This is a genomic window from Citrobacter sp. Cpo074 (genome assembly GCF_030332745.1).
In the GTDB taxonomy this organism is placed as follows: domain Bacteria; phylum Pseudomonadota; class Gammaproteobacteria; order Enterobacterales; family Enterobacteriaceae; genus Citrobacter; species Citrobacter portucalensis.
The window spans coordinates 56,949-76,754 of sequence record NZ_JAOWHG010000032.1 but is presented as its reverse complement, the minus strand read 5'-3'; the positions used below and the strand labels follow the sequence as shown (position 1 = coordinate 76,754).

Annotated in this window: 19 protein-coding genes and 1 pseudogene; 5 read left to right on the top strand and 15 right to left on the bottom strand. The window is 52.5% G+C overall.

The genetic code is table 11. The annotated features are described in order from the left end of the window. The first annotated feature begins 13 nt into the window (after positions 1–13). The 3 genes and pseudogenes from OGX83_RS13825 to OGX83_RS13815 all read left to right on the top strand — a co-directional run bounded on the left by OGX83_RS13825 (position 14) and on the right by OGX83_RS13815 (position 1,009). Positions 14–235 carry a DUF987 domain-containing protein gene (locus OGX83_RS13825; RefSeq protein WP_004129348.1) on the top strand — a complete coding sequence of 74 codons (222 nt, stop codon included), beginning with the start codon at positions 14–16 and terminating at the stop codon, positions 233–235. Positions 236–255: 20 nt separating this feature from the next. Beyond that, positions 256–606, top strand: a pseudogene (locus tag OGX83_RS13820) (type IV toxin-antitoxin system YeeU family antitoxin). A gap of 34 nt (positions 607–640) precedes the next feature. Further along, on the top strand, positions 641–1,009 hold the full coding sequence (locus OGX83_RS13815; protein ID WP_085551900.1) for a TA system toxin CbtA family protein: 369 nt from the start codon (positions 641–643) through the stop codon (positions 1,007–1,009). A 406-nt stretch (positions 1,010–1,415) separates the two neighbouring features. Here OGX83_RS13815 and OGX83_RS13810 read toward each other — a convergent pair whose 3' ends face one another. The 4 genes from OGX83_RS13810 to OGX83_RS13795 form a co-directional block, all read right to left on the bottom strand. Further along, entirely contained in the window at positions 1,416–2,597 is a 1,182-nt protein-coding gene (locus OGX83_RS13810) for a MalY/PatB family protein (RefSeq protein ID WP_265640158.1), read from the bottom strand. 12 nt (positions 2,598–2,609) lie between these two features. After that, a complete protein-coding gene (gene nhaC, locus OGX83_RS13805; protein WP_008783827.1) occupies positions 2,610–4,061 on the bottom strand; it encodes a Na+/H+ antiporter NhaC in 1,452 nt (483 codons plus the stop codon). Positions 4,062–4,214: 153 nt separating this feature from the next. Next, positions 4,215–5,219, bottom strand: coding sequence for a LacI family DNA-binding transcriptional regulator (locus OGX83_RS13800; protein WP_008783828.1), 1,005 nt, complete (start codon positions 5,217–5,219; stop codon positions 4,215–4,217). Between the two features lie 167 nt (positions 5,220–5,386). Then, a complete protein-coding gene (locus OGX83_RS13795) occupies positions 5,387–5,836 on the bottom strand; it encodes a GNAT family N-acetyltransferase (protein ID WP_191238834.1) in 450 nt (149 codons plus the stop codon). Positions 5,837–5,960: 124 nt separating this feature from the next. Between OGX83_RS13795 and pdxR the strand changes: the two genes are divergently transcribed. Further along, positions 5,961–7,430 carry a MocR-like pyridoxine biosynthesis transcription factor PdxR gene (pdxR, locus tag OGX83_RS13790; RefSeq protein WP_286588286.1) on the top strand — a complete coding sequence of 490 codons (1,470 nt, stop codon included), beginning with the start codon at positions 5,961–5,963 and terminating at the stop codon, positions 7,428–7,430. Positions 7,431–7,622: 192 nt separating this feature from the next. Next, positions 7,623–8,336, top strand: coding sequence for a GNAT family N-acetyltransferase (locus tag OGX83_RS13785; protein WP_234096103.1), 714 nt, complete (start codon positions 7,623–7,625; stop codon positions 8,334–8,336). A 52-nt stretch (positions 8,337–8,388) separates the two neighbouring features. Here OGX83_RS13785 and cbdX read toward each other — a convergent pair whose 3' ends face one another. The 11 genes from cbdX to puuC all read right to left on the bottom strand — a co-directional run bounded on the left by cbdX (position 8,389) and on the right by puuC (position 19,765). Then, positions 8,389–8,478: a cytochrome bd-II oxidase subunit CbdX gene (gene cbdX, locus OGX83_RS13780; protein WP_003830863.1), complete on the bottom strand. Its 90-nt coding sequence runs from the start codon at positions 8,476–8,478 to the stop codon at positions 8,389–8,391. Between the two features lie 13 nt (positions 8,479–8,491). Further along, positions 8,492–9,628, bottom strand: a complete 1,137-nt coding sequence (gene appB, locus OGX83_RS13775; protein WP_008783832.1) for a cytochrome d ubiquinol oxidase subunit II — start codon at positions 9,626–9,628, stop codon at positions 8,492–8,494. 11 nt (positions 9,629–9,639) lie between these two features. Continuing rightward, positions 9,640–11,184, bottom strand: a complete 1,545-nt coding sequence (gene appC / locus OGX83_RS13770; protein WP_286574210.1) for a cytochrome bd-II oxidase subunit 1 — start codon at positions 11,182–11,184, stop codon at positions 9,640–9,642. 89 nt (positions 11,185–11,273) lie between these two features. Next, positions 11,274–12,131, bottom strand: a complete 858-nt coding sequence (locus OGX83_RS13765) for a hydrogenase expression/formation protein (RefSeq protein WP_286588337.1) — start codon at positions 12,129–12,131, stop codon at positions 11,274–11,276. After that, positions 12,131–12,532: a hydrogenase-1 operon protein HyaE gene (gene hyaE, locus OGX83_RS13760; protein WP_048236031.1), complete on the bottom strand. Its 402-nt coding sequence runs from the start codon at positions 12,530–12,532 to the stop codon at positions 12,131–12,133. The genes OGX83_RS13765 and hyaE overlap by 1 nt, the downstream gene beginning before the upstream one ends. A 5-nt stretch (positions 12,533–12,537) precedes the next feature. Continuing rightward, positions 12,538–13,119 (bottom strand): hydrogenase 1 maturation protease, encoded by a 582-nt coding sequence (hyaD, locus tag OGX83_RS13755; protein ID WP_048214857.1) that lies wholly within the window; start codon positions 13,117–13,119, stop codon positions 12,538–12,540. Beyond that, on the bottom strand, positions 13,116–13,850 hold the full coding sequence (hyaC, locus tag OGX83_RS13750) for a Ni/Fe-hydrogenase b-type cytochrome subunit (RefSeq protein ID WP_286588281.1): 735 nt from the start codon (positions 13,848–13,850) through the stop codon (positions 13,116–13,118). Before hyaC ends, hyaD begins: the two co-directional genes overlap by 4 nt. A gap of 18 nt (positions 13,851–13,868) precedes the next feature. Continuing rightward, the gene (hyaB, locus tag OGX83_RS13745) at positions 13,869–15,662 is read right to left on the bottom strand and encodes a Ni/Fe-hydrogenase large subunit (RefSeq protein ID WP_032942453.1); all 1,794 of its coding nucleotides are present in this window, start codon (positions 15,660–15,662) and stop codon (positions 13,869–13,871) included. Beyond that, complete coding sequence (hyaA, locus tag OGX83_RS13740) at positions 15,659–16,786, bottom strand: hydrogenase 1 small subunit (RefSeq protein ID WP_153753693.1); 1,128 nt, start codon at positions 16,784–16,786, stop codon at positions 15,659–15,661. The genes hyaB and hyaA overlap by 4 nt, the downstream gene beginning before the upstream one ends. Positions 16,787–16,994: 208 nt before the next feature. After that, on the bottom strand, positions 16,995–18,275 hold the full coding sequence (locus OGX83_RS13735; protein ID WP_286588278.1) for an NAD(P)/FAD-dependent oxidoreductase: 1,281 nt from the start codon (positions 18,273–18,275) through the stop codon (positions 16,995–16,997). Positions 18,276–18,277: 2 nt separating this feature from the next. Next, a complete protein-coding gene (gene puuC / locus OGX83_RS13730) occupies positions 18,278–19,765 on the bottom strand; it encodes an aldehyde dehydrogenase PuuC (protein ID WP_103285713.1) in 1,488 nt (495 codons plus the stop codon). Between the last annotated feature and the right edge of the window lie 41 nt (positions 19,766–19,806).

The following is a 19,806-nucleotide window of genomic DNA, read 5'->3' as shown; positions in this document are numbered from 1 at the left end:
AGAGGAAGGGCTAATGAAAATCATCAGTAAGCGTCAGGCGATGGCAATTTATCGTCTGCATCCTGAATCCCGATTGTTTCAATTCTGTACCGGGAAATATTGCTGGTCCGGGAGCGTCTGCCATTACTACGGTCGTGAAGTTCCGGATATCAAGGGTGTTCTGGCTGTCTTTGCCGAGCGACGCAAGGACCGGAACGGACCGTATGTCTCTCTGCGCAGCGTCACTCTCAATTAACCTTATTAAAGGAGCTTCAGATGTCGAGTAAGACACTCACAGTGAATGATGATACCGCTGAGCCCTGGTGGGGGCTGAATCGTAATGTCATTCCTTGTTTTGGTGCGCGTCTGGTCCAGGAAGGTAACCGCCTATATTACCTGTCTGACCGCGCCAGCATAATAGGCCTATTCAATAAAGCAGATTTGCTCCGTCTTGACTAGGCATTTCCTGTTCTGCTGAAGCAGGCGGAGCTCATGCTTACCAGCGGCGAACTGAATCCCCGACACCAGCATTGCGTCACCCTCTATGCAAAGGGGCTGACCTGCGAAGCTGATACGCTGGGTTCCTGTGGTCACGTCTATATCTCCATTTATCCTACTCAACGCTAATTAACTTTAGAACTCACTTTTACGAGAACAACTCATGAATACTTTACCTGCAATAAACCAGCGGGCTGTTCAGACATGCTTATCACCCGTGGTTGTCTGGCAAATGCTGCTTGCTCGACTACTTGAGCAGCACTATGGCCTGACCTTAAATGACACGCCGTTCAGCGATGAGGCTGTTATTAAAAGACATATCGAAGCTGGTATCACGCTTGTCGATGCCGTTAATTTTTTGGTGGAGAAGTACGAATTGATCCGTATCGACCGCAGAGGATTTAGCTCACAGGGACAAGTGCCATATTTGACCGTGACAGATATCCTTCATGCCAGGAGAGCATGTGGATTAACGAACAGTTGTCCTTATCGGGAAGTAAGTAATATTGTTCTTGGCCGATCGCGGCAGTGAGGTGTACTTCAATAGCTGAGAAAATTTGTACGGTCTGTGAAGATATTAGTGGGATTAGCGACTCGATGAAAGGCTCATCGAGTCGCATGAAAAACAAGATGGGGGCACAAAAGGGGGCACTTATAAAGATGAAACAAGAAAAAAAATATATTTATCAATGGTTATTCGCGGTGTGTTATGTTCCTATTATCGCACCATTTCAAACTCTTCCCAAGTCTACCGAAATCAACTAAAAGCCCGTTTACTGCGGTTTTCAGCGCACATCTTATTTTTCGGGTAACCTGCACCACGTTCTCCGTATCGCCATTCTTGGTTGGTAGTTCAGAGGCCGTTAATCAGGCCTCGTCGAAATGGCTGATAATATCGAGCGGCCCTGTGCCAGGGCCGATTCGTTTACTGAGCAGATTCAGCAGGATGTAAATGCAATACGCTTTAACCCCTCTACCGCTTTTTCGAGGTAGGCGCGTGGACATCCCATGTTCAGGCGGATAAAACCATTTCCAGCAGGACCAAAGCCATTTCCCATTGAAGGCGCAATACCGGCAACATCAAGCATTACCCATTTGAGCTGCTCATCATCCAGTCCAAGCGCTTTGCAATCTATCCACAGTAGATACGTTGCCTGGGAAGGAACAACCCGAGCCCATGGGAGATATTCATCAATTTGTTGAATAAACCAGCGTCGATTTTCAGCCAGATAGCCAAGTAAATCGTCTAACCATGGTGCACCATGTTGCCATGCAGCCGTACTCGCCTCGACGGATAGCGCATTGAATACATCCAGTCCATGCGCATCCAGACGGCGTAAAAAGTGTTCACGCAATGCCGGTGCCGGTATCAGAAAATTAGCAATACGCAATGTCGACAAACCAAACGTTTTACTGGCTGAAGTGGCTGAAATTACACGCGAATGCCAGCGTTCACCCAGATGCAGAACTGAAGTAAATTGTTCTCCAGGAAGCAATAAATCTGCCCATATCTCATCAGACAGCAACGTCACATCATAGGTCTCGCATAGCGTAAGTAGCTGTTCCAGCTCTTGTGCAGACCAACAACGACCGGTTGGGTTATGCGGATTACATAAAATCATTAATGGTGGACGTTCAGTCCGGAATAACATTTCCAGGTGAGCAAAATCCATTTGATAACCGGTAGCCGGGTCCTCATACAACGGATTTTCCAGCAGCTGTCTGCCGTTCAGAGAGATAATTTTAGCGAATGAGCCATAATAAGGTCCCTGAACGACCACGCCTTCACCGGGTTGACTCAGCATTTGTACGAGTAGCGATAATCCCGGAACAACACCTTCAATACTGCAGATCCACTCTTGCTTGATTTCCAGCTGATGCCGGGTTGAGAACCATGAGATTAATGAATCAAAGTAGCTTTGTGGTCGTTCGCTGTAACCAAAAATACCGTGCCCGACGCGATGAGTTAAAGCTTCCTGAACAGCGGGCGGGCAAGTAAAGTCAAAATCAGACACCCACATTGGCAACAGTTGATGTGTATCCTCGCCGAAATATCGCGCCATAAAGTCCCATTTCAGCGAGGCGGTATCGTGACGATCGATAATCTTATTAAAATCCATTACATGCTCTCCCTATTCTGTTGCCGTGATATTTTTTTCTGTTTCTGCCACTGATGGTGCCTTCGCAATACCGATTCCCGTGAAACCGTAAATCAAGGCGAAGAAGATTGCGGCATAGCACTGAATCGCCCATGGCAATAAATCCAGCGTGCTCACTCCTAATGTCGTGGCCATATAAACTCCGGCAGCGGTCCACGGCAACAACGGCTCAATAACGGTGCCAGCGTCTTCAATGGTGCGGGACAGATTTTTGGTATCCAGTCCCATACGACGATATGCGTCTTTAAACAGTTCAGCTGGAACCAGAAGAGCCAGCTTGCCGTCGCTTGTTGCTCCGGTCACCAGAAGGGTGGTACCAATGGTTGCCGCAATTAACTGACCGACACTGTGAATGACCGTCAGTAAGCGGTTAATGATAATGTTGAGCGCGCCGGTTAACGTTAAGGCACCGGCAAAAGAGAATGCGCAAAATACCAGAAGGATAGTGCTCATCATTGAGAACATTCCGCCGCGGTTCAGCAGGCGCGGAACATCAGCAATAATGCCCTCACTCCCTTGCGGGAACATAGTAATGTTGAATCCATCTATAAAGGCATCCAGTCCCTGCTTGATGCTGAGTCCTTGCATGACAACGCCCAGAATCAGGGCTAATACGCATGCACTCAGCATTAAAGGAATGACCGGCTTTTTACGAATTGCGCCCCACAACACAATAACCGGCGGCAAAATCAGAATGATATTGAAGTGGTATAGCGACTCCAGAGCGTTGACAATGTCGGTAACCCGTTGTGGCGTGGCGACCTCGCCGAGCATATTGCTGTGGCCGGCAATAAGATAAACCACGGCGGCAAGCAGAAAGCTGGGAATAGTGGTCCACAATAAGTGCTGGATATGCTCGAAAAGGGTGGTATCTGCAACAATGGCCGCAAAGTTGGTGGAGTCTGACAGCGGCGATATCTTGTCACCGAAGTAAGCGCCAGAAACAACGGCACCTGCCGCTGCTGCCATCGAAACATCCAGTCCGGCGGCAACGCCCATCAATGCTACGCCAACCGTTCCGGCGGAACCCCAGGAGGTTCCGGTACACACCGATACGACGCTGGTCAAGAAGAAGGCGGCTATGAGAATGTATTCGGGGCTGATCAGTTTAAGTCCCCAGTACACCATGTAAGGGATGGTGCCGCTGAACATCCATGTACCAATCAGGCCGCCGACACAGATAAGAATCATGATAACCGGCATTGCTTTGGCGAGTTTATCAACCACCGAATTAATGATGTCTTCCCAGCAATACCCTTGCCACCAGGCCATACCCGCGGCGACTGCAGCAGAACATAGCAATAAAGGCTCAATACGTAGCCCCATGATGCCGTAGCCAATAATTAACAGCAGTAGCATGGCTAAAATAGGGATCACTGCCAGTCCAAATGAGAGTGTTTTTTTCTGATTTTGAGAGGCATTCATTCATGAATCTCCAGTCTGTAAGGTCGCTCAAGAGTAGAGAACACCCTTTTGCCTGACTGTGATCGCTCATTGGCCCTCATGTAAGCGATTACATGAAGACGTTAAACTTGAAGTCGATCACAATTCAGGGGCTTGACGATTTACGCATTGATTTCAGAGAGAGGGGGGAAGAACAGAATCGCGGATCACTAAATCCGCAGTGAAACTATTCACGCTGGGACGCTGAGTTGCGCCCTTAAAAAGCTGTATCGCCAGCTGCGAAGCGCAGCGAGCCATGCGCTCAACGGGATAATGCATTGTTGTGAGTGCGGGATAGAGATAGCGGGCCATCACCACATCATCAAATCCAACGATCGAAAGCTGCTGCGGAAGTGTAATTCCCTGCTGATGGAGGATGCGCATAATCCCGGCGGCCATTACATCATTAAACGTCACCGCTGCGGTGAAAGGAATGCCGCAATTAAGCAGCTGATGTGCAGCGCGTTCGCCACCTTCTTCATTAAAGGGCACGCTAATCACCCAGTTTTTATCTGGCGTAATGCCATATTCGGCCAGCGCCTGGCGATAGCCTTCCAGCCGCTCACGGCGATCGATAATCGGTAAATCACTTGTCACGCAGGCAATACAACGGTGCCCCTGTTCCAGGAGATGTAGCGTGGCTGTTTTAGCTGCTTGACTATTTTCCAGCCACACGCAGCGATTGGCCATCCCGGCAATATAGCGGTTCACGACCACCATGGCAGGAAAATGAGCGGCATATCGCAACAGTTCCTTTTCCGACAGCCTACTGGCATGGACCACAATAGCTTCGCAGCCCTGGTTTATCAGGAAATCGAGTCCCGATTTTTCCATTCCTTCATCGTGGCCACCGCTGCATACCATCAGCCGAAATTGCTGCTGGCGTGATACTTCTTCCACGCCTCGGGCAAGCCTGGCAAAAAAGGGATCGGCAAGGTTGCCGGTCAATAACCCGAGCATGTCACCGCTGCGTTTCGCTAATGCAATAGCGGCGGCATTGCGATGATAGTTCAGTTCGCGCATGGCTTTTTCAACACGCTCACGCGTCACGGGTTCAACCCATGCGGTTTGATTAATAACACGTGAAACTGTTGCGGTGGACACTCCCGCTAACTCTGCAACATCCTTAATCGTTGCCATGCTGGCTCTTTACCTTTTTGATTCTTAAGAATTTGCTTATCGCTGGTTTTTTTCCTTATCTTATTCAGATTGGGGGGATTTGTCACCGAGACATCCTCTGAGTATATCTACTCAGAGGCTTATTTTTAGTACTGAATAATTAAATACTATCCTGAGTATTATTATCCTTACATACGATATTCGATCATCCCGCTCTTTTGGGCCACCCAGTCATACAGACGTTGTCCACGGAGATTGGTTTCATGCGTATGCCAGTATAATCTTGACGCGTGGTGTTTTTTGGCTTGTTGTTGGACATACTCGATAAGCTGTTTACCGATATGTTGGCCACGTACCTCTTCGCTAACAAATAAATCTTCGAGATAGCAATAGTTAGATTCTGCCCATGTTGAACGGTGAAAGAGATAATGCACCAGTCCCACTATTTTTCCATCATATTTGGCAACAGCACAATAAACAGGTTCGCTCGGGGTAAGGAAACGCTCCCACGTTAATTTTGTTACTTCATCTGAAATTTTAGTGCGATAAAATGTTTGATAGTTTATCCATAAAGGAAGCCAGCAGGCGTAGTCTTTTTGTTCTGCACTTTCAATAGTAACGGTATTCATGTTAGTCATATATATCCTGATATTTTATACGAGTAATGTGTTAGTATGATGATACTAAGAACTTTATAAATTCTCGTAAAGAGACACTTTCGATATATTGATAGGATCCACTTTTAGTATAAAGGTTAATACAATGAAGAAAAACAATGCGCCTTTATTTCAAGGATTTGTTTTAGGAAAAGGCGCGGTTAAGGAGCAGGTTTACCACATCCTCCGCGATCACATCCTCGAAGGGCGATTGCCGCCAGGAACAAAAATGCCGTCAACCAGGGCATTGTCCGAGATGATGTCAATTTCACGAAACTCAGCGATCGCCGGTTATGACAGGCTATTAGATGAAGGGTATATCCTGACCCGTAAAGGGTCTGGAACATATGTCTCACATAATATTCCGGATCGGAGTATCAGCAATAGCTATCCAAAGATAGCGTCGGGGGACGTCGTCTCGCCTGATGAACAGGTTCACAGCCGAAATAATCCTGTTCGCGATTTGTGGTCAAATGAGTATGAAGGGCGCGGCATGAACCGCCTATTTGCGGTTGGTGTCGGGTGTACGGATCTCTTCCCGCATGCGTTATGGGGAAAGCTACTGCAACGTGTCTGGAGACAATCCCGGCATCAACTGGGCGCTCACACTCATCCTTGCGGGTACTTTCCATTGAGAAAAGCGGTTTGCCGCTACATTAAAACAACGCGTGGAGTGAACTGTAACGAAGAACAGATAATCATCGTAAATGGTATTCAACAGGCATTGAACATTACTGCACGAGCATTGCTGTCGGCAGGAAGTGACGTTTGGCTGGACGACCCGGGTTACAAAGGCGCCCGCGGAGCCTTCATGTCAGTTGGCGCGATGGTGAGGCCCGTACCGGTAGATAGCGAGGGAATGAACGTCCGCTATGGTATTGATCATTTTCCTGACGCTAAGCTGGCCTATGTCGTCCCGTCGGATCAATATCCATTAAGTGGAACGTTAAGTTTATCCCGGCGTTTTGAGTTGCTGGAATGGGCGAAGTTGAATCAGGCATGGATATTTGAAGATGACTATAATAGCGAGTTCCGTTATGCCGACCGTTCTTTACAAGCTCTGCAAGGATTAGATCAGAATCAACGCGTAATCTACGCCGGAACATTTTCTAAAATGATGTACCCGGAATTCCGTTTAGGTTTTTTAGTTGTCCCGCCGGGTTTACAAGAACAGATTATGGTGACGAAATATTTTTCCGATCTTGGCACCAGTTATCTTGAACAGGCTGTGATGGCGAATTTTATTGAGGATGGTCACTATGCCAGTCATGTGCGCCGAATTCGTAAGGCATGCTATGAAAGAAGAACTGCGCTGGTCAATGCTATTCAAGAATACCTGGCTGATAAAATGATTGTGCAGCCTTCTGACTCTGGCGTCCATATTGTGTGCTGGCTACAAAACGGATTAACCGGAAATGAAGTTGAGGAGCAAGCCAGATTACTAGGGATGGGAATACTATCACTAAGTCGTTATTACCAGAGCGATATCTCACGACAGGGGATTTTGATTGGTTTTGCAAATCATCCGGTAGAGGCAATTGTTGATGGGATTCGCCGTTTGGCTCAGGTTATTTAAATTATAATTTATTCCGCTCTTAGCATTAATGCAGTAAATACGTTTCTTTCGCTACAGGCAAAAATATAGCGTCTGTTTTTTGTACAATTAAATAGTGTGGATCCGTTAAAAACACGCATTGTGGTTCTTTTGGGCCGCTCAGTTTGATCATACCCTGCGCTGGTTTAGTTCTGTTTTGTAAGAGGTACAGATATGCCGGGCGTCTTTAATCAATTCCAACAACCCGTAGGTATGACTTTGTCTGACTGGAAAGGCGCACCCTTTCCACAGGCTCAGCAAATTACAGGTCGCTATTGTAAGCTTGAGCGCATTAACACTGAACGCCATGCAAAAGAGTTGTATGAAGCGTACTGCGAAGCAAGCGATTGTCGTGACTGGACATATCTGGCGGTCGGACCTTTTGAAACTTTTGATGCCTTCCTGGTTTATTTAAAACACATGGAAGAACAGACAGATCCGATGCATTTTGCCGTGATCGATTTAACCAGTATGAAACCTGTTGGTACGTTTGCTCTTATGCGGATTGATCCCGCAAATGGTGTGATTGAGGTAGGGCATGTTTCTTACTCCGTACGCATGAAACGCACGCGAATTTCAACGGAAGTCATATCATTGCTTTTAAAGTACGTTTTTGAGGATCTGGGCTATCGCCGTTTTGAATGGAAATGTGATGCCTTCAATGCGCCTTCCCGTGGGGCGGCGGAGCGCTTTGGCTTCAGTTTTGAAGGTATATTTCGGCAGGCTATCGTTACCCGGGGTCGTAATCGAGATACCGCATGGTACTCAATCATTGACGGTGAGTACCCGATACTTCGACCTGCCTACGATCTGTGGCTCGATGAGCGTAATTTCGATAGCCAGGGACGGCAGATTCGGCGCCTTGGCGAGCTGATGGAAAGGGGATAAAAAAGCTCCCCGAATAAACCGGAGAGCCAGAAAGCGTAGCGCACGCGCAGTATTATTTCTGCCGCGACTCCAGCCAGACCAGTGCCAGCGTGGAGAGTGCGCACATCAGCAGAATGCCGACAAACCAAAACAGATACCACATCGTACGGTCCTCCCTAGTAAAGTTCGTGATTGTGGCGGCGGATCGTTTCTACATTGATTCGTCCCAGCATTTTGTAATAACTCCACACGGTATAAAGCAGAACGATCGGTAGAAAAATCAGCACAATAACCAGCATGATACTGAGCGTCATCTGGCTGGAAGTGCTGTCCCACACCGTCAGACTGGAGAGCGGATACGCGCTTGAAGGCATCACAAACGGAAACAGGGTGATTCCGGCGGTGAAGATCACGCAGGCCTGGGTCAGTGAAGCGCACAGAAATCCCCATACGGCCCGACGTTGCCCGCAGGCATAGATCGCGAGCATCGGGAAAATCATGCCAAGCAGCGGAATAATTAACAGCAGTGGTGACTGATAAAAGTGCGCCATCCACGCGCCCGGTGAGGTCGTTACCATTTTTAACAGCGGGTTGGAAGGACCATTCGGATCCTGGCTAAGTAGCACATAGCCGTCGATCCCCGTCCATAGCCAGTAACCGGCTAACAGAAAGCAGAGCACGACCAGCATTGCGCTACGACGGGTAGCAGAGAGCGCGCGTTGGTGAAGAATGCCGTCGGTCTTCAACTGGAGCCACACGCCTCCTTGCAGAATAACCAGCATCAGGCTTAATGCGCCGCACAGCAGCGCAAAGGGTGAGAGTAACTGCCAGAAAGTGCCCAGGTATTGCACATGAAGCTGTGGTGTGAAGATAAAAGGCACGCCCAGGAACAGGTTGCCGAACGCGACGCCGAAGATAACAGGAGGGACCAGGCTCCCGATAACCAACCCGGTGTCCCACATAGCACGCCAGCGTGCATTGGCTATTTTGCCGCGATAATCAAAGGCCAACGGGCGAAAGAAAAGAGCACACAGCACCAGGATCATTGCCACATAAAACCCCGAAAATGCGGCGGCATAGACCCGCGGCCAGGCCGCGAATAATGCACCACCCGCCAGAATGAGCCACACCTGGTTACCTTCCCAGTGCGCCCCGACGCTATTGATTAACACCCGTCGCTCATCATCGTTTCGCGCGATCAGCGGTAACAGGCAGCCGACCCCCATATCAAACCCGTCAGTGACCATAAAGGCCACCAGAATGATGCCAATCAGCAGCCACCAAATGAGCCGCAACGTTTCATAATCCAACATGATTGTCTCCTTTATCCCTGTTGTTGCGTTGGTTGCTGGTTATGCATTGCATCTGGACCAAGGCGCGCGTATTTCTGCATCAGGTAGACCTCAGCAATTAAAAACAGGGTGTAAAGCGTGAGAATTAGCCCCATCGAGAAGGCCAGTTGGCCTGCGCTCAGCGCGGAGTGGGCGTACCATGTCGGCAAAATATCCTGAATCGCCCACGGCTGGCGGCCAAACTCCGTCATAAACCAGCCAGCTTCGATGGCAATCCACGGGAGCGGCAGGCTCCACAGCGTCATGCGCAGTACCCAGCGATGCTGGTCGATACGCCAGCGTAAGGTCTGTATCAACGCAATCGCCATCACCAGTAGCAGCAGCGAACCGCAAGCAATCATGATGCGAAAGCTCCAGAACACGGGGGCCACTTGCGGAATGGCGCCGCGTTGCGCGGCCTGATATTGCGCTGGCGTAACGTGGTTCATGTCAGGCGCGTAGTTCGCCAGCAGGATGCCGTAACCCAGATCTTTCTCCACAGCGTGAAAAGCGTTCAGTACCTGAGGCGTGCGGTTACCTTTGGCAATTTCCTGCATCAGTAACCACGCCTCACGGCCCCGCTGCAGGCGTGGGAGCGCGTCCGCCATCAGGTTTTTCAGCCCCGGAACCGGCGTATCCAAAGAGTGGGTCGCCAGAATACCCAGCAGGGCCGGTATTTTCACGGCAAAGGCGTTACGCTCTTGCTCCTGCTGCGGCCAGGCGATGACATGAAAGGGCGCGGGGGCCGGTTCGGTTTGCCATTCGCCCTCCATTGCCGCCAGTTTTACCGGCTGGATCTGGGCGACCTCATAGGCTGAGCTATCACCCAGTTGTAGCGTGCCGAGGATAGCCAGCGTGCCAAAGACGGAACCCACCGCGAAGGAGCGCCGGGCGAACTCGCGATTGCGACCACGCAGCAAATACCAGGCGCTAATAGACATCACAAACATGGCGCCGGTGACATAACCGGACATCACGGTATGCACAAATTTCACCTGGCTGACGGGGTTAAAGACCAGCTCGCTAAAGCTGCTCATCTCCATGCGCAGGGTATCAATATTAAAGTGAGCGCCAGTTGGATATTGCATCCAGCCGTTGGCGTTGAGGATCCACAGGGCCGAGATGTTAGAGCCAAACGCAACCAGCCAGGTCACCAGTAAATGCTGATACTTGTTTAAGCGCTGCCAGCCAAAGAAGAACAGCCCCACGAAGGTGGATTCAAGAAAGAAGGCCATCAAGGCTTCCATCGCCAGCGGGGCACCGAAAATATCACCCACATAGTTGGAATAGAGCGACCAGTTAGTCCCGAACTGAAACTCCATGGTCAGGCCGGTTGCCACGCCGAGCGCAAAGTTAATACCGAATAGCTTTCCCCAGAAACGCGTCATGTCGCGGTAGACTGTTTTGCCGGTCACCACGAACAGGGTTTCCATGATGGCCAGCAAAAAAATCAGCCCCAGCGTCAGGGGAACAAACAGAAAATGGTACAGCGCGGTCAGCGCAAACTGCCAGCGCGATAGGTCAATGACGTCCCACATGCGAACTCCATCAGGCATTAGAGAGTGAATAGGTAAGGAAGAAAACGTCAGATCCGCAGTAGAAAAGTACGCAGATCTAAAGAAGGGGATCAGGCAGGCGGGCCGGATGCCAGCCAGCCGCAGACTTCATCCAGGCGCTCGAGCGAGTCGAGCAGATCTTCCGGTGCGGCCAACACCAGTTCCGGCAACGGACAGATCTCATAACTCTCAAGCAGAAGCCCTTTCAGGGTATCCAGACAGCGCACATGCCAGACATGGCGCAACGCCGTGGCGTCGATTTGGCTCTCGCCGTAGCCGATGGTGCGGATTTGAATGTGCCCTTTGCCGCACAGGCGGGCGAGGAACAGGCGATCCGCGTTGCTAATTGGCAGTTGGGTGAGGTTAATGCTATGGGGTTGCGCTGCCGGATCGCGCACGTGCGCCAGCAGTTCCTGGGCCAGCGTCAGGCCATTCATCAACCCATCTATAGGCGGAGGCAGCAGGCTATCGTCCGGCAGCGTATTGATTGTTGCCGCCTGCCACAGCGCCCGTGGCGCGCTACCTGCTTCCAGATGTTCCTGCCATTGCCCCTTGTCATTCTGACAACGCACCCGCCAGATACCGCAGAAAATCGACTCCTGAATCTCGCTCGCCCTGCCGTCAGCATGCTGAATGCGCACGGAAACTTCGCCTTCGCCGAGTAGCGTATTCAGAAAGGTGAGATCGTCTGCATTGAGCGAGGATAAATCCCATCCCAGCACATCCTGTTTGGCGGGAATTCTCTGGGTGAGCTGGTGGCGCACATCGGCTAACAATGCCATCACCGCCGGGCTGTGCGGACAGTTTTCCAGTGTTGCCATGCTGGGGTCGCTGTTGACCTGGCAGGTGAGGGGCAAGGGGTTCATGCTGAAGCTGTCATCACCCGGCTGCGTTCCTGGCCCCAGCAGATGAAAAAAGGAATCGCTCATCATGCAGACTCCGGCGGTATACGTTCTTCAACGAGGGGACGCATCAGGTTGAGCAGGTCGGCCCACGGGTGGATACCGCTGAGAATGCCGCGCAGCTCACCTTGGGTAAACACCAGGGTAGCCGGAAAACGGAACACGCCAAAGCGATCGCCGATCGCCTCGCTGTGTTCAAGATCCGCCATGGCGATGTGCCAGTCAAACTGGGGAAACTCGCGGAGCAACTCGGCAATCATGACCGGGTTATCGCTGACTTCCGGTGTACGGCGAGGATCGCTACTGAGCAGGACCACGCCATTACGCACGCGGGTTATCCAGTCATCCAGTTCAGATGCGCTCAGCGGTTGCCAGCCCTTAGCCAGCATTCGCTGCCATAGCGCAGAAAACGGTTGGTCATTCAACATGTTAATTATCTCTCCAGCGTTACGCGATACTGGCGAATACGCACGCCTTCATAGTTTTCCATCGACAGGCAGTCATAGTTCAGGCAACGCGTTTCATCGCTTATCTGTGGCGCAATGCCCCACGCGGCCAGTTGCGTAAGCGCGGCCTGTTCTGCCGCCGGGAGCTGAGCGCGCGCGATGTCGGTCAGGCTGCCGCCATAGTCGTCCAGCTGTACCGGCTGTAGTCCCACCAGAGCGATGTGCGCGGGGAGATGGCCGCGAATATCCGCCAGAGCCAGCACTTCAGAGAAGCTGTTCTGATGCAGACTCATTTTTTTGGCGCTGAGGTAACTCGGGACTTTGTCTCCGGCGTAAGTTTGCAGGGTGCCTGGTGCGAGCCCGTAGTCGATGGCGTCAAGCAGCAGCAAATGGCTGGCCTGCTCAACGTAGCCCAGCAGATTCAGTCCCTGCGTGCCGCCGTCAACAATCTCTACCGATTCAGGCCAGTGATAATGAGCGTACAGGCGCTCAGCGAGGCGAATACCAAACCCTTCATCTGCCCACAGCAGGTTGCCTAAGCCCATCACGATGACGTTAGGTTCGCTCATGACGCCTCCTTATCGTGCTGACCCTTAGGAAACTTATGACTACGAAAGCCGTTAATCATGGTTGAGATGACGGTCTCGTCAGACATGATGTCCTCACGAATCGCCATATACACATGGCCTACGATGAAGGCGGCGATGAACCACATCCCTAACCGATGCCAGCTGTGGATATCGAGAGAGTTCCCGCCGGTCCAGTAGAAAAACTCCGTCACATAGCGGAAAGGGATAAAAATGGCGTACTGGCTATGTTCGCTGTATAAGGCAAAACCGGTGAGGATCATAAAAACGGAAAGCAGGAAATAACCGCACATCGCCGCCTGCGCGATGGGGTTATGACCGATATCATCTCCCGGTTTTTTTTCCAGAAACAGATACCAACGCACCACAGAATACGCACCCTGCCACCAACTGCGCCGCCAGATCGGCACGATAAACAGTTCGCGTGAATAGCGGTTACCGACGAAGGCCCAGTAAATGCGCATCAACAGTATCACCGTGAACACCATGGCGGCGGCGAAATGCACCAGCCGGATGTCGCCCATGTAGAACAGATAAGTGGCCTCACCGCTGACCGACGGCAGCGGTCGGCCAATGAAGTATCCGGTCACCATCAACACCAACATGCAGCCCACCGTCAGCCAGTGCCACAAGCGTACTGGCGCTTCAAACACATAGTGGCTGGTGGCGGTATCACGCGCCTCCCTGACGCGTAGGGATGTTTTTCCAGTCATCGTTCCGTTCCTTAACGCTTAGCGAACCTGGACGGCGATAAGTTCACTGCCGTCGTCGCCGAGTACGTGGGTTGAACATGCCAGGCAGGGGTCGAAGCTGTGCAAGGTGCGCAGGATCTCCAACGGTTGATCCGGTATCGCCATTTGGGTGCCCATCAGCGCCGCCTCGTAAGCGCCAATTTGTCCCTTTGGATCGCGCGGGCTGGCATTCCAGGTGGTCGGCACCACGCATTGATACAGGTCGATCTTCTGGTCGCGAATCGATGCCCAGTGGCCTAATGCTCCGCGCGGCGCTTCGGTAAAACCGATCCCGCGACAGTGCTGCGGCCAGCTTTCAGGCTCCCACTTTTCGGTATTTGCGGTAGCCAGATTGCCGTTTTTCAGGTTGGTCATCAGCTTGTCGAAGAAATATTGCAGCTTGCTCACGGCCCACTGCGCTTCGTGCGCGCGGCACAGAATACGTCCCAGCGTTGATTGCATACCCGACAGCGGCAGCTTGAGGGCGGACATCATGCGATCCACGGATTCAATCGTGGCGGCATCCCCTTTGTGATAGGCAATCAGCGTACGCGCCAACGGCCCAACTTCCATAGCGTGTCCCCGCCAGCGCGGGGCTTTAATCCACGAATAGCGTTCCTGTTCGTTGAGCTGCTTGATATCGGTATCGCTGCCTTTGACATCGCCCGGGTTGTACCAGGGTTCAGTAATCCCTTCGAACGGGTGGCGACCTAATTGATCGTCCGGATAACGATACCAGGCATGATCGACAAACTCCTGAATTTGCTGCTGATCGTCCAGGTCCACCGGCATGACGTTGTTAAAATCACCATTAATCACCGCGCCGCCAGGCATCAACAGGCTCTTCGCGCTGAAGTCATTGGCGATATCCGGGAACGCGCCGTAGCTTAAGACGCACTTATCAGAAAGCCCGGTGCCAATCTGGCTCCAGGGTTTATTGAACTGGCCGATAGCCAGTGCGTCAGGCACCATGACGTTGTTGATGAAATCAGCGGTACGGGTGATGATTGACTGCACCAGGTTCAGGCGTTCCATATCGACTGCGCCTACCGCGCCGCTCTGATCGATATTGATAGCGCACGGCATCCCGCCGACAATCCAGTTCGGATGCGGATTTTTACCGCCAAACACCGTATGGATTTTGATGATCTCGCGCTGAAAATCGAGCGCTTCCAGATAGTGGGCAAAGCCCATCAGGTTGGCCTCTGGCGACAGCTTGTACTGCGGATGTCCCCAATAACCATTGCGGAAAATCCCCAGTTGACCACCTTCGACAAATTTCTTCAGGCGATTTTGAACGTCAAAAAAGTAGCCAGGAGAAGACATCGGCCAGGCTGAAAGGCTTTGTGCCAGCTGCGATGTGGCGCGCGGGTCTGCTTTCAGGGCATTCAGCACGTCAATCCAGTCCATTCCGGCTAGCTGGTAAAAGTGCACCAGATGGTCGTGGCACCACAGTGTCGCCAGCATAATGTTGCGAATGATGTTGGCGTTGTCGGGCACCTTGATGCCAATCGCATCTTCAATGGCATAGACCGAAGCGAGCGCATGTACGCCGGTGCACACCCCGCAAATCCGTTCGACAAACGCCCAGGCATCGCGCGGGTCGCGCCCCTGTAGAATGATCTCCAGCCCGCGGAACATAGTGCCGCAGGAAACTGCGTTGGTGATGATGTTCTGCTCATTAATGTTCACTTCACAACGCATATGGCCTTCAATGCGCGTGATGGGGTCGACAACCAGGCGGCGACCGGCATTATTGACCGTATATCCCTGGGTTTGATACGAATTGCTCATGCCTGTTTATCCTTATTGTCTGGAGACTGTTGTCCGGCGTCGGCTAGTTGCTGTTTGTGGCGGTTGTGTTGATTGACGGCGCTGGCGACTGCGTGAACACCGACACCGGCCGCCACGACGCCTAGCGCGGTGAGGCCCACGGTATCGGCGGTTGAATGCGTCCCCATTTGTGGAATATCAACCACGCGGCTGTAGAACGAACCGCGATCCCAGAAGCCGTTTTCCGAACATCCCAGACAACCGTGGCCGGACTGGATGGGGAAAGAAACGCCACCATTCCAGCGGGTGGTGGAACAGGCGTTATAGGTGGTTGGCCCTTTGCAGCCCATTTTGTACAGGCAATAGCCTTTGCGGGCGGCGTCATCGTCCCAACTCTCAACGAACTCCCCGGCGTCAAAGTGGGCGCGGCGGTAGCATTTATCGTGAATACGCTGACCATAGAACATCAGCGGACGACCCAGACGATCGAGTTCAGGCAAACGATCAAATGTCACCATGTAGGTAATGATGGCGCTCATGACATCCGGAATCGGCGGGCAGCCGGGCACTTTCACGATCGGCTTATCGGTGATCACCTTATCGATCGGCGTAGCCTGGGTAGGATTAGGCCGGGCAGCCTGCACGCATCCCCAGGAGGCGCAGGTTCCCCAGGCGATAATCGCGCTGGCTCCTGCTGCGGCTCGTTTTAACTTTTCAATAAAAGGGCGCCCGCTGCTGATGCAAAACATCCCTTGCTCGCCCAGCGGAGGGTTGCCTTCGACGGCCAGAATGTAGCGGCCATGGTACTGGCGCAAAATGTCTTCAAATACCTCTTCGGCCTGCGTTCCGGCGGCGGCCATCAGCGTGTCGTCGTAATCGAGGGAAATCAGGGAGAGGATGACGTCTTTGGCAAGTGGGTGAGAGGAGCGGATAAATGATTCGGTGCAGCAGGTGCATTCCAGCCCGTGGATCCAGACTACCGGGATCCGGGGTTTGTTCTCCAGCGCCCAGGCAATTCTGGGCGTCATTCCGGCTCCCAACCCCAGCGATGTAGCCGCGAGGCTACAATATTTGAGAAAACTGCGTCTGCTTACGCCTTTGCGGCGCATCGCCTGATAAAAGGTCTCCTCGTTATTCGTATTCATAACACGCGTTTCTTCCCCCGTTGAGTTCTGGCGCATGCCGCCAGCGATATCTAAAAAAGCGTATCCGATCGGAAGGGAGAAACAATGCAAAGAGTGTGGTTATGTCCTATTGCGATATTTTCGTACCTGTTATCTGTTTTTCGCTTTCCAGGAATAAAAAAACGCACAGGGGGGATCGCCCTGTGCGTCGGGTTTATCGCGGAAGAACTTAAACCCCAAGGCGATCGCGTAAGCTGTAATATGCCGCCCCCATGGCGGTAAACGGAATGCGCAGGCTGCGGCCTCCCGGGAACGGGTAGTGCGGCAGGTTGGCGAACGCGTCAAAGCGCTCGGCATCCCCGCGCAGCAGTTCGGAAATCAGGCGTCCTGCCAGGTGAGTACAGGTCACGCCGTGGCCGCTGTAGCCCTGCATATAGTAAATGTTGGTATCAAGACGGCCGAACTGCGGCATACGAGACAGCGTTAACAGGAAATTACCGGTCCAGCGGTAATCAATTTTTACCCCCTGCAATTGCGGGAAGGTCTTCAGCAGTTTCGGCATTACCAGACGCTCAATATCGTCCGGATCGCGAGCGCCGTAGACCACACCACCGCCGTACAGCAGGCGGTTATCCCCGGTCAGACGGTAGTAATCGAGCAGGTAGTTACAATCTTCCACACAGTAGTTTTTCGGGATCAGCGAGCGCGCCATCTCCGCCGACAGCGGTTCGGTGGTTAACACCTGCGTGCCGCACGGCATGCTGCTTTTTGCCAGCGCAGGTTCCAGTTTGTCACCGAGATAGGCGTTGCCCGCGACGATCACAAAGCGGGCCGTCACCTGGCCTTTTTCAGTGCTGACCACCGCCGGGCTGGTGTGCTGAATACGGGTGACTGGCGACTGTTCGTAGACGCGTCCGCCGTTCAGACGAATGGCGTTAGCTTCGCCAATCGCCAGGTTCAGCGGGTGAATATGACCACCGCTGTGGTCGAGCAGCGCGCCGACATAACGATCGCTGCTGACTTCGCGACGAATTTCACTGCTGTCTAACAGTTCAAGCTGCGTGTTGCCGTAGCGTTCCCAGTTCGACTTCTGCTCTTCCAGCGTTTCCATCTGTTTGTGGTTCAGCGCTACAAACAGCCCGCCGGGACGATAGTCGCATTCGATCTGATAACGCTTGATGCGTTCGCGGATGATATTGCCGCCTTCAAACATCATTCCACCGAGCATTTTAGCGGCGTCCGGGCCATAGGTACGTTCGATGACGTCGATATCGCGACTGTAGGAGTTCACCAACTGACCGCCGTTACGTCCGCTGGCCCCGAAACCAATACGCGCGGATTCCAGTAGCACCACGTCGTAACCCATTTCCGCTAAATGCAGGGCGGAGGAGAGTCCGGTATAACCACCGCCCACGACGCAAACATCACAGCTAACCGATTCGCTAAGGGTCGGAAACGGTTCGTACTGATTGGCGCTTGCGGCGTAATAACTGCTGGTATGTTCAGACATGATTAAGACTCCAGGGAGATCCAGATGGTTTTCAGTTCGCTAAATTTTTCCAGCGCATGCAGGGATTTATCGCGTCCGTTACCGCTTTGCTTATAACCGCCGAACGGCACGGTCATATCACCGTCGTTGTAGTTATTCACGAAGACTGAGCCGGCTTTCAGGCGACGGCTCATACGATGGGCACGCGACAAATCGCGGGTCCAGACCGCGGCGCCGAGGCCGTAGTCACTGTCGTTGGCCAGCGCCAGGGCTTCGGCTTCACTGCTAAAACGGGTGATGACCAGTACCGGGCCGAAGATTTCATCGCGGCTGACGTGGGCCTGCGGTGCGGTATCGACAAAAATCGTCGGACCGATAGCGGCCGGATGTACGTGGCTGCGGCCATCCAGCGCCAGCGTGCCTTGCGCTTCACCGTCGCGAATAAAACCGTGCACGGTGTCGGCATGCGCATTGTCGATAAGCGTGCCCATCGTGGTTTCCGGATCCAGCGGGTTGCCGGGCTGCCAGTTTTTCGCCTGCTCTTTCAGCAGGGCGATGAACTCGTCGGCAATGCTCTCTTCCAGCAGCAGACGCGTACCGGCGATACAAACCTGGCCCTGGTTATAGAAGATACCTGCCGCTGCATTAGCGGCGGCTTTCGGCAGATCCGGACAGTCGGCAAACACGATGTTGGCGCTTTTACCTCCGGCTTCCAGCCAGACGCGTTTCATGTTGCTGTCGCCAGCATCTTTGAGCAGTTGCTTGCCGGTACGGGTCGAGCCGGTAAAGGTGATCACATCAACATCCGGGTGCTGTGACAATGCCTGACCCGCTTCGTGACCATACCCGCTAACAACGCTGAGAACGCCATCTGGCAAACCTGCTTTTTTAGCCAGCGCAGCCAGACGAATGGCGGTCAGCGGTGATTTTTCGGAAGGCTTGAGGATCACGCTGTTACCCGCAGCCAGTGCCGGGCCGAGTTTCCAGCAGGCCAGCAGCAGAGGAAAATTCCACGGTACAATGGCGGCAATCACGCCTACCGGTTCGCGCACAATCAGTGCCAGATCGTTCACCGAGGTGGTGGCAACTTCGCCATAGACTTTATCTATAGCTTCGGCATACCAGCGGATGGCGCGTGCCGCGCCGGGAATATCATCACGCAGGCTATGGCGAATCGGTTTACCGGTATCGAGCGTTTCCAGTAGCGCCAGCTCCTCGTGATGCTGCTCCATTAAATCGGCGAGTTTGTGCAGTACCGCTTTGCGCTCTGCGGGTGATGCTTGCGACCAGTCTCCGCGTTCAAAGACGGTACGGGCTGCGGTGACCGCGCGGTCCACATCCGCTTTTTTACCGCGGGCGACTTTAGCCAGAGGACGTTGTCCTGCCGGATCCAGCGTAATAAAGGTTTCGTTATCAGCGGCGGCACAATATTCGCCGTTAATAAATAAACGGGTCTCTGGTGAATAATGGCTGGCTTTCTCACGCCAATATTTAAGATTCTGAAAGTTCATAGCTACTCCTTTTATATCAATAAGATAAAGTTCGTTGCTGA